This window comes from Chryseobacterium sp., assembly GCF_041914225.1.
GTDB lineage: Bacteria > Bacteroidota > Bacteroidia > Flavobacteriales > Weeksellaceae > Chryseobacterium.
This window is the reverse complement of sequence record NZ_JAYSDT010000079.1, coordinates 1-9,169: the sequence shown is the minus strand read 5'-3', so window position 1 is coordinate 9,169 and position 9,169 is coordinate 1. Positions and strand designations below refer to the sequence as shown.

Genomic DNA, 9,169 nt, shown 5'->3' with positions numbered 1-9,169 from the left:
AAAAGTCTACAAAAGCTTTACGTGATGCTGAATTAGTTCCTTGTGTTGTTTATGGAGGTGGAGCTCCTTTGAACTTCTCTGCTGAAGAGAAAGCTTTCAAAGGTTTAGTATACACTCCTGAAGCACACACGGTATCTATTGAAGTTGACGGAAAAACAATTCCGGCTGTTCTTCAGGACATCCAGTTTCACCCTATTACAGACAAAATTCTTCACGCTGATTTCTATCAGTTATCTGACGATAAGCCAGTTATCATGGAAGTTCCGGTAAGAATTACAGGACGTTCTAAAGGTGTTGTTGCTGGTGGTGTTTTACGTCAGTCTTTCAGAAAACTAAAAGTAAAAGCTATCCCTGCTAACCTACCTGATGAAATCGTTGTAGATGTTACTCCATTAAGAATCGGTAACAAACTTTACATCGGTGGTATCAAAACAGAAGGATATTCTTTCATGCACCCGGACAACGCAGTAGTAGTTGCTGTTAAGATGTCTAGAAATGCAATGAAAGGAGGTGCAGCTGCAATGGATGATGAAGATGAAGGAGAAGTTGCAACTGAAGAAGGAGCAGCTCCTGAAGCAGCAGAAGCGGCAGCAGAATAAGAATTGCTTATTTAAACAATATAGAACCCGTCAGTTTTTGACGGGTTTTTTGTTTTTGGAATAAATGTTCAGATTTATTAATCTTCACTATTTTCCTTTAATACACTTTCTTCATTATAACTCATCGAATATTTCTATCAACTGATAACTATCAGCTGTTAACCTCATGCTTCCTTTCGGAAAAAAAGCCGTAAATTTGAAGAGTTCTAAATAAGAACGTTTTAATTTAAAAAATAAATAAATGTTTGACATTCAGGAAATAAGAAGCCAGTTTTCTATACTGGACAGAGAAGTGAACGGTAAACCGCTGGTTTATCTGGATAATGCAGCTACATCTCAAAAGCCAAATTCAGTTTTGGAAGTCTGTCACGCATATTATACAGAACTTAATGCCAATGTTCACAGAGGAATTCATACCCTGAGCCAGCTGGCAACAGAAGAAATGGAGCTTTCAAGAAGGAAAATCCAGAAATTCATCAATGCTGAACATGATTTTGAAGTAATCTTTACAAAAGGAACTACGGAAGGATTAAACCTTATCGCTTATATTTTAACACAGAAACTGCAGAAAGATGATGAGATTATCATTTCATATCTGGAGCACCACTCTAATATTGTCCCATGGCAGATGCTTTGTGAAAGGACAGGTGCAAAACTCCGTGTGATTCCTATTGATGAAAACGGAATTCTTCAGATGGATTATTTTGATCAGTTTCTAAATGAAAAAACGAAGGTTGTTTCTGTAAATCAGGTTTCCAATGCATTGGGGATTATAAACCCTGTTGAGGAGATTATTGCAAAGACAAGAAAAAATACTGATGCCTATATTGTTATTGACGGGGCGCAGTCTGCTCCGCATTTCAATATCGATGTTCAGAAGCTGGATTGTGATTTCTTTGTATTCTCAGGTCATAAAATGTATGCTCCTATGGGGACAGGTGTTTTATATGGAAAGCGTGAAATCCTGGAAGCTTTGCCGCCATTCCATGGAGGAGGGGAGATGATTGCGACATGTTCTTTCGAAGGAACCACTTATGCAGGTCTTCCATTCAAATATGAAGCGGGAACACCTAATGTAGGTGGAAATATTGCTTTAGGAGCCGCTGTTGACTTTATAAACAGGGTAGGTCATACCAATATTCAGAATCATGAAAACGTTTTATTGGAATATGCCCAGAGACAACTTTTGGAATTAGAGGGTATTAAGATTTATGGTGAAAAAGCAAAAAGAACCGGGGTTGTTTCCTTTAATCTTGAAGGAGTGGGGATTGCCTCTGATGTAGGGATGATCCTTGACAAAATGGGGATTGCTGTAAGAACAGGGCATCACTGTACACAGCCTATTATGGATTTCTTTAATATTGCAGGGACGGTAAGGGCTAGTTTTGCTGTTTATAATACTTTTGAAGAAATTGATATTTTAGTAGAAGGGGTTAAAAAAGCTCAGAGAATGTTGAGCTAACCAATACAATATTACTTATATAAATTAAAGCAGCTGTTAAGCTGCTTTTTTATTAGTCTATCGGAACGCAGTAACAATGCCCATCAATAATAACCTGGTAATAACCGATGGCACACTCAAGGCAGATTTCTCCTCCTGCCATAATGCTTTTCATTTTGCCTTTGTTTAGTTTTTTCATAGGATGTGATTTAAAGTGTTAATAATCAAATATAAATAAAATTAATAACAGGCCTCCGGAAAAATGAATTACAATAAAAAGCCCTGTTAACGGATAACAAGGCTATTATATTTTTTAAGAGAATAATCTTATAAATTCGGTTTCCAGTCTACTACAGCTCTGATGAATGCCTCAGCATTTTCTACAGGAACATTAGGAAGAATTCCGTGTCCTAAGTTTGCAATATATCTGTCTTTTCCGAAACGGTTGATCATTTCATTCACCATTTTTTTGATGGTTTCAGGAGTTGAATGAAGTCTTGCAGGATCAAAATTCCCCTGTAAAGTCATTGTATGATTAGTCAGCGTTCTTGCGAATTCCGGCTTAATAGTCCAGTCTACACCAAGTGCGGAAGCTTTAGACATAGTCATATCCTCCAAAGCAAACCAGCATCCTTTCCCAAATACTACCACATGAGTAAGCGGGCTTAATGCTTCAACAATCTGGTTGATATACTGCCATGAGAATTCCTGATAATCCGCAGGAGAAAGCATGCCTCCCCAGGAATCGAAAACCTGTACTGCAGAAACTCCTTTTTCTACTTTTCTTTTTAAATAAGCAATCGTAGTATCGGTAATTTTTTGCAGTAATAAATGAGCTGCTTCAGGCTGCTGGAAACAGAAAGATTTTGCAATATCAAACGCTTTACTTCCTTTTCCTTCTACACAGTAGCAAAGAATGGTCCACGGAGAACCCGCAAAACCGATCAGTGGAATCTCATTGTCCAGTTTCTGAAGAGTAAGCTCAATAGCATCAAAAACGTAACCTAAAGTATCATTCACATCCGGAGTTTCAATATTCTGAACCTGTTCCATCGTTCTGATAGGAGTATCTAACCATGGTCCAACGGATTCTTTCATTTTGAAATCAATTCCCATTGCCTGTGGAACTACCAGGATATCAGAAAACAGAATCGCGGCATCCAGAGGAAATCTGCGGATAGGCTGCAGAGTGATCTCAGCGGCAAGCTCAGGGGTCTGACATCTTGTAAAGAAATCATACTGATCTCTTAAAGCAATGAATTCCGGCAGATATCTTCCAGCCTGCCTCATCATCCAGACAGGAGGTCTTTCAACGGTTTCTCCGCGAAGTGCTTTTAAATATAGGTCGTTTTTAATCATAATCTTTTTAAATAATATTACCGGCAATATCCGATAACAGATATTCTAAATTATACTTCCGATTTCTTTTCTGATCAATGCAAAGATGGAGCTCAGCGTATTTTCTTCAGAAGTAAAAATTTCTTCCTGCGTATAATTTCTCAGCTCACCGGAAGTGGTCTCGCCAATGGAAAAAAGCGTCATTCCTTCCAGCGAATTTCGCTTTGCAAAACTACGAACTCCGCTCGGACTAAAAAATACCGCAGCATGATATTTTTCAGTTATTACAGGATTGATTTCCTCGGTATTGTAAATCGTAACTTTTTTGTATTTAATGTTTTGTAACGGAAGCTCATTATCGAGAACGTTGATGGCAAGATTGCCACAAAAATGAAGGAACTGCTCATGCTGGCATTTTCCGATAATAAACCTGGAAAGCGTTTCAGCATTTTTCAATACCTTAAATGTTCCGAAGCCATGTTTTCTTAACTCTCTTTTGGTCTTTTCGCCTACGCAATAGATCTTGTTGTAGTTTTTTGCAGTAAAATCCTCATTGGGTTTAAACCTGTTTTTAAAAAAAGATATAACACCATTGACGCTGGTGAAAATCAGAGAGTAATTTTTCAGATCAAAAGGACTGATCATGATAGGATTGGTCTTAATCACCTCAACACAGTCAACCAAAATATCCTCTCCTAATTCTTTGGATATAATAGATGGGTCTATATTTTTGGTAAATAAGATTTTCATGTCTGTAAAATTAAGAAGATGAAAGGAACGGGTAAGAATCTACAATCTGAAATATCAGATCTGGCTTTTGATTTCGGCCATTAATTCTTTTCCTCCGTTTTCAAGAACTACTTTTGCATACTTTTCCCCGAAATTCTCGGCTGGAGTATATACAAAGTTTTCATCTACAGCAATGCAGTTTTTCCCGTCCAGGGAGCAAAGTGCAGCTTTGAAGCGGATCTGATCGCCGATGATTTCTGCAAATGCTCCGATAGGTGCAGTACAGCCTCCTTCTAAAGTGCTTAGGAAATTTCTTTCAATTTCTACACAGATCTGAGTCTGCTGGTGATTGATCTGGCGTACAATTTCATTGATCTCCGGTTTGTTAGTATGTCCGGCTACGGAAATAACCCCTTGTGACGGAGCAGAAATCATTAATGGAAGCATCTCATAATCGATCTCCATTTTCATTCTTTTAATTCCTGCAAGAGACAGAATGGTTGCATCGAAATCTCCTTCCTCCAGTTTTTGAAGCCTGGTCTGAATATTTCCACGGATATCCGAAAATTCAGCAGTAGGATAATTTCTCAGCCAGAAAGCTCTTCTTCTCAAACTGCTGGTGGCCAGTTTAAGCTCATGGAATTCTTTATTCCTCGCAGATTCTTTTCTGATCAGAATGTCCTGAGGATAATCTCTTTCGAGGTAAGCGATCATCTCGATATTCTGAGGCAATTGGGTAGGTACATCTTTTAAGGAATGTACGGCAATATCAATTTCATCATTCAATAAGGCGATGTCAAGATCTCTTGTGAAAACCCCGGTAATTCCTAAAGAATAGAGTGGCTGATTAAGATTCTTATCGCCGGAAGAAACGATAGGAACAATTTCCGTTAAATAATTATTGTTCTGAAGGTGCCTCGCAACCTCTCTAGCCTGCCAAAGTGCAAGTGCGGAATTTCTCGTTCCGATTCTAATGCTTTTCATTGAATTCGTTGTTTGGTTGTTCAACTAATATTTCGTGCATTAATTTACTAATTTCTTCGGCTTTTAAAGGGTTATCGATGATATATTTTGCAAAACGGTTGGTGATTTTCTGGATCATTTTATCAGAAAGTTCCATATCCGTGATGTTTATGTATTTATTCTTTTTATAAAAATTATGCATTTCATTGCGTTCCATGTTCTTTAAAACGGCTTTGAAATGATGAATATTGGGTGCCAGCTTTCTCTTTTTCTCCCATTCAATGAAATCTTTCATCAGTTCCTTTATAATTTTTTCAGCTTTCGGGATTTCTTTTTCGCGCTGCTGAATGGTTTCCTGGATCTGTTTTGAAAGTTCATCTACATCAATCAGTGTTACGTTTTTATTTTCTGTAACATTCTTTTCAACGTTATGAGGGATGGAAAGATCTATGACAAGTGTTTCTTTTCCGTTCGGAAAATGTGACTGGTTGACAATAGGATGCTTGGCTCCTGTTGCTACAATAAGGATATCAGTATTTTTTAATTCCTGGTCAAAATCAGAATAATCAACATGAGGAATATTATATTTCTGGGAAATTTTTTCAGCTTTCTCCTGAGTTCTGTTGGCAATTTTAATTTTCGGCTGATAAACATGTTTTACCAGATTCTCAACCGTATTCTGTCCTATTTCGCCTACTCCTAAAAGAAGAATGTTTTTTTCAGCTATTCTTTTCTGGCTGTTCAGAATATAATGAACTGCTGCATAAGAAACAGATGCTGCTCCATTGGAAATGCCGGTTTCGTTTTTTATTCTTTTCGAAATCTGAATAGCCGCATTGATGGCTCTCTCCAGATAAGGATTTGAATTCTGTCTCTCTTTTTTGAAACGGTTGTATGCTTTTTTAATCTGCCCAATGATTTCAAAATCCCCGATAATCTGGCTTTCAAGTCCGGCTGCCACCCTGAAAAGATGAATCAGTGCTTCCTCTTTCGTAAGAATATTGGCAAACTGAAGAAAATCTGTAAGCTGTACTCCAATGGTTTTACAGTATTCTTCAGCAACTAAAAGATAATTGGGAGAAGTGGTGTAGATTTCAGTTCTGTTACAGGTGGAAACCACAAAAGCATCCCCAAGATCTTCCTGATGGACCCTGAAAACAAAGTTTTTGATGTTCTCATCAAAGAATGCAAACTTTCCTCTCGTTTCTACATCGGCTTTCTCGTAGCTTATTGAAAGCACGGCGAAATTTGACGTTTGATGAATGTTGGAATACTGTAACATAAGCAGTCGCAAATTTACAATTTTTTTAATTAATCATTCTCTGATAGTGTATATGATAATTATCGTAAAAAACTATAAAAGGGAATGCCGCAAAAGGCAAAACTGTAAATGGCAAAATCGCATATTGTGTAAAAGCTGTTACTGTTTTTAAGTTTTATTTCTGTCTTCATTGTTGTGCTTTCTCAGTCTTTTTACCCTTTTGCTATTTCGCTTTTCAGCCCTTTTAACACGCCATGAATTTTAGTTGAACTCAAAGTCTGTAAACCTCTAAACTGAAAGTTAATAAAGAATTATAAATTTTAATAAAATTTTAACCAAATTAAGTTGGTGGGAAATTTCTTTAGTAGTGTTAAATTTATATCTTTGTAAACTTAAAATCAGAAGAAAAATATGAGTTTATTTGATATGTTTACGCAAGAAATTGCGATAGACCTTGGAACTGCTAATACCCTAATCATCCATAATAATAAAATTGTTATAGATCAACCTTCAATTGTTGCAATTGAACGTTCATCGGGTAAGCCGATTGCGGTCGGAGAGCAGGCTAAACATATGCAGGGTAAAACTCACGAGGATATCAAAACCATCCGTCCTCTGAAAGATGGGGTTATTGCTGATTTCCATGCTTCTGAACACATGATTAAGGAGTTTATCAAAAAAATTCCTGGCATCAAAGGTAAATTCATTCAACCGGCATTACGAATTGTAATCTGTATCCCTTCTGGTATTACTGAAGTTGAAAAAAGAGCGGTAAGAGACTCTGCCCAGAAAGTAAATGCAAAAGAAGTAAGGCTTATTTATGAGCCGATGGCAGCGGCAATAGGAGTAGGAATAGATGTACAAAAGCCTGAAGGAAACATGATCATCGATATAGGCGGAGGTACTACGGAAATTGCTGTAGTAGCTTTAGGAGGTATCGTATGTGATAAATCTGTGAAAATTGCAGGAGACGTATTTACCAATGATATTGCTTATTACTTAAGAACTCACCATAACCTTTATATCGGGGAAAGAACAGCTGAAAGAATCAAGATTGAAGTAGGTTCTGCAGTAGAAGATCTTGATGTAGATATCGAGGACATCCCGGTACAGGGTAGAGACCTTATCACAGGGAAACCTAAAGAAATTATGGTTGGATACAAAGAGATTGCACGTGCATTAGACAAATCGATCATCAGAATCGAGGATGCCGTAATGGAAACCCTTTCTCTTACACCACCGGAACTGGCAGCTGATATTTACAAAACAGGTATTTATCTTGCCGGAGGAGGAGCGTTATTAAGAGGTCTTGCGGACAGAATCCACAAAAAAACAGGTCTGCCTGTATTTGTTGCTGAAGATCCGTTGAGAGCGGTAGTTCGCGGAACAGGTATTGCGCTTAAGAATATGGATAAGTTCAATTTCTTAATTAAATAATTTTAACTTTTTACGACTTTATATCTGAATGGGATTTTTGCTGAGATTATTTTCGAAGAATACTCTTTTCGTCTTCTTTATATTCCTGCAAATTATTGCTCTGGTTTTGATATTCTCAAGAAATGCCATGCAGAGATCCTGGATTGCAGGCCAAACGGCTGCGTTCAATTCATGGGTTTCCGGATATATTGATGAAGGAGTTTCTTATCTGAAGCTAAAACAGATCAATGAAGATCTTGTGGCCCAGAATAAAGCCCTTATGACTGAACTCTACGGAAAAGACGGGTCAAAGACTCCTGTTTTTAAAAGAGTTCATGATACCATTGGTGGTGGGCAGATTTATACTTTTGTTGATGGAGAAATTGTTTTCAACAGTATCAACAGAAGAAACAACTATTTTACAATCAACCGTGGCCGCAGAGACGGGGTCTTTCCTCAAATGGGGGTAATGGCGCCGAGAGGTATTGCGGGAATTGTAATCAATTCTACAGATAGCTATGCATTGGTTCAATCCGTTTTAAGTGTAAACAAGATCAGAATTAATGCAGCGCTTAAAAACTCAGGGTATTTTGGTACTTTAACATGGAACGGAGATAACTCAAGGGTAATGCACTTGGCAGATATTCCGAAATATGTTGCATTAAAAATAGGAGATACTGTTGTTACAGACGGTAAGTCTGCTATTTTCCCTAAGGGAGTGACCATTGGTACCATTGCAGGATACTCTGTGGACAACAAAACCGGCTTCTGGGACATTTCCGTGGAGCTGAGTGAAAAAATGGGAGCGTTGAATAAAGTGTATGTAGTGAAGAATCTTAAGAAAGCAGAAGTGCAGAAGATTCAGGACACTATGCAGGCTGTAATAAAAAAAGAAAATGATTAGCAGAACTTTATTTACAGATATATTGATCATGATCTTTCTTGTTGCATTACAGATTTTTGTACTCAACAGGATTACACTTTTCGGGAAATATACGCCGGTATTATATCCCGTGTTCGTTATGTTCTATCCTTTTTTCAGAAATAAATTTCAGTTCCTGGCATTGAGCTTTTTAATAGGGCTGTCTATCGACGGTTTTCTTTATTCATGGGGAATCAATGCATTTGCAACAACGTTAATTGCTTACTTCAGAACGTTGATCTTCAGGACTTCCACAGATACGTCTACAGACTTTTTCTCATTTCAGTCCCTTCAGTGGGCGCAGTTTTTGCTGTTTTTATTTTCAAGTATTTTCCTGCATCAGCTTTTAGTACAGTATATTGAATTCTTTAAGTTTAGCCGGTTTTTTGAAATATTATTTAATGTGTTGGTAACAAGTGTAATTTCATTTATCTTTATAGTCATCTACGCATTAATATTTAAAATCAAACAAAAAGTTTGAACACACGTTATTTAAAAAT

General features: G+C 37.4%; 10 protein-coding genes. 5 read left to right on the top strand and 5 right to left on the bottom strand.

Features of this window, described 5'->3' with window-relative positions:
* Both ACE3RB_RS19235 and ACE3RB_RS19230 read left to right on the top strand, forming a co-directional pair.
* The coding region (locus ACE3RB_RS19235) for a 50S ribosomal protein L25/general stress protein Ctc (protein WP_374465695.1) at positions 1-599 on the top strand (599 nt) is incomplete at its 5' end.
* 241 nt (positions 600-840) lie between these two features.
* The gene (locus tag ACE3RB_RS19230) at positions 841-2,061 is read left to right on the top strand and encodes an aminotransferase class V-fold PLP-dependent enzyme (protein WP_374465694.1); all 1,221 of its coding nucleotides are present in this window, start codon (positions 841-843) and stop codon (positions 2,059-2,061) included.
* A gap of 52 nt (positions 2,062-2,113) precedes the next feature.
* Here ACE3RB_RS19230 and ACE3RB_RS19225 read toward each other — a convergent pair whose 3' ends face one another.
* From ACE3RB_RS19225 to hemA, 5 genes are all read right to left on the bottom strand, one after another.
* On the bottom strand, positions 2,114-2,239 hold the full coding sequence (locus tag ACE3RB_RS19225) for a GNAT family acetyltransferase (RefSeq protein ID WP_374465693.1): 126 nt from the start codon (positions 2,237-2,239) through the stop codon (positions 2,114-2,116).
* Positions 2,240-2,367: 128 nt separating this feature from the next.
* Positions 2,368-3,399 carry a uroporphyrinogen decarboxylase gene (gene hemE, locus ACE3RB_RS19220; RefSeq protein ID WP_374465692.1) on the bottom strand — a complete coding sequence of 344 codons (1,032 nt, stop codon included), beginning with the start codon at positions 3,397-3,399 and terminating at the stop codon, positions 2,368-2,370.
* A 45-nt stretch (positions 3,400-3,444) separates the two neighbouring features.
* Positions 3,445-4,128: a uroporphyrinogen-III synthase gene (locus ACE3RB_RS19215; RefSeq protein ID WP_374465691.1), complete on the bottom strand. Its 684-nt coding sequence runs from the start codon at positions 4,126-4,128 to the stop codon at positions 3,445-3,447.
* A 54-nt stretch (positions 4,129-4,182) separates the two neighbouring features.
* Positions 4,183-5,091, bottom strand: a complete 909-nt coding sequence (gene hemC, locus ACE3RB_RS19210; RefSeq protein ID WP_374465690.1) for a hydroxymethylbilane synthase — start codon at positions 5,089-5,091, stop codon at positions 4,183-4,185.
* Positions 5,078-6,352 carry a glutamyl-tRNA reductase gene (gene hemA / locus ACE3RB_RS19205; RefSeq protein ID WP_374465689.1) on the bottom strand — a complete coding sequence of 425 codons (1,275 nt, stop codon included), beginning with the start codon at positions 6,350-6,352 and terminating at the stop codon, positions 5,078-5,080. The genes hemC and hemA overlap by 14 nt, the downstream gene beginning before the upstream one ends.
* 390 nt (positions 6,353-6,742) lie before the next feature.
* Between hemA and ACE3RB_RS19200 the strand changes: the two genes are divergently transcribed.
* The 3 genes from ACE3RB_RS19200 to ACE3RB_RS19190 are packed head-to-tail and all read left to right on the top strand — an operon-like array spanning position 6,743 to position 9,150.
* Positions 6,743-7,768, top strand: coding sequence for a rod shape-determining protein (locus tag ACE3RB_RS19200; protein WP_002982450.1), 1,026 nt, complete (start codon positions 6,743-6,745; stop codon positions 7,766-7,768).
* A gap of 28 nt (positions 7,769-7,796) precedes the next feature.
* Positions 7,797-8,651 (top strand): rod shape-determining protein MreC, encoded by an 855-nt coding sequence (mreC, locus tag ACE3RB_RS19195; protein ID WP_374465688.1) that lies wholly within the window; start codon positions 7,797-7,799, stop codon positions 8,649-8,651.
* Positions 8,644-9,150 (top strand): hypothetical protein, encoded by a 507-nt coding sequence (locus ACE3RB_RS19190; RefSeq protein WP_002982456.1) that lies wholly within the window; start codon positions 8,644-8,646, stop codon positions 9,148-9,150. The genes mreC and ACE3RB_RS19190 overlap by 8 nt, the downstream gene beginning before the upstream one ends.
* The last annotated feature ends 19 nt before the right edge of the window (positions 9,151-9,169 follow it).

Coding starts and splice junctions, on each gene's coding strand:
- ACE3RB_RS19200 (WP_002982450.1), top strand. CDS start 6,743: ATGAGTTTATTTGATATGTTTACGCAAGAAATTGCGATAGACCTTGGA.
- hemE (WP_374465692.1), bottom strand. CDS start 3,399: ATGATTAAAAACGACCTATATTTAAAAGCACTTCGCGGAGAAACCGTT.
- hemC (WP_374465690.1), bottom strand. CDS start 5,091: ATGAAAAGCATTAGAATCGGAACGAGAAATTCCGCACTTGCACTTTGG.
- hemA (WP_374465689.1), bottom strand. CDS start 6,352: ATGTTACAGTATTCCAACATTCATCAAACGTCAAATTTCGCCGTGCTT.
- ACE3RB_RS19225 (WP_374465693.1), bottom strand. CDS start 2,239: ATGAAAAAACTAAACAAAGGCAAAATGAAAAGCATTATGGCAGGAGGA.
- ACE3RB_RS19190 (WP_002982456.1), top strand. CDS start 8,644: ATGATTAGCAGAACTTTATTTACAGATATATTGATCATGATCTTTCTT.
- ACE3RB_RS19230 (WP_374465694.1), top strand. CDS start 841: ATGTTTGACATTCAGGAAATAAGAAGCCAGTTTTCTATACTGGACAGA.
- ACE3RB_RS19215 (WP_374465691.1), bottom strand. CDS start 4,128: ATGAAAATCTTATTTACCAAAAATATAGACCCATCTATTATATCCAAA.
- mreC (WP_374465688.1), top strand. CDS start 7,797: ATGGGATTTTTGCTGAGATTATTTTCGAAGAATACTCTTTTCGTCTTC.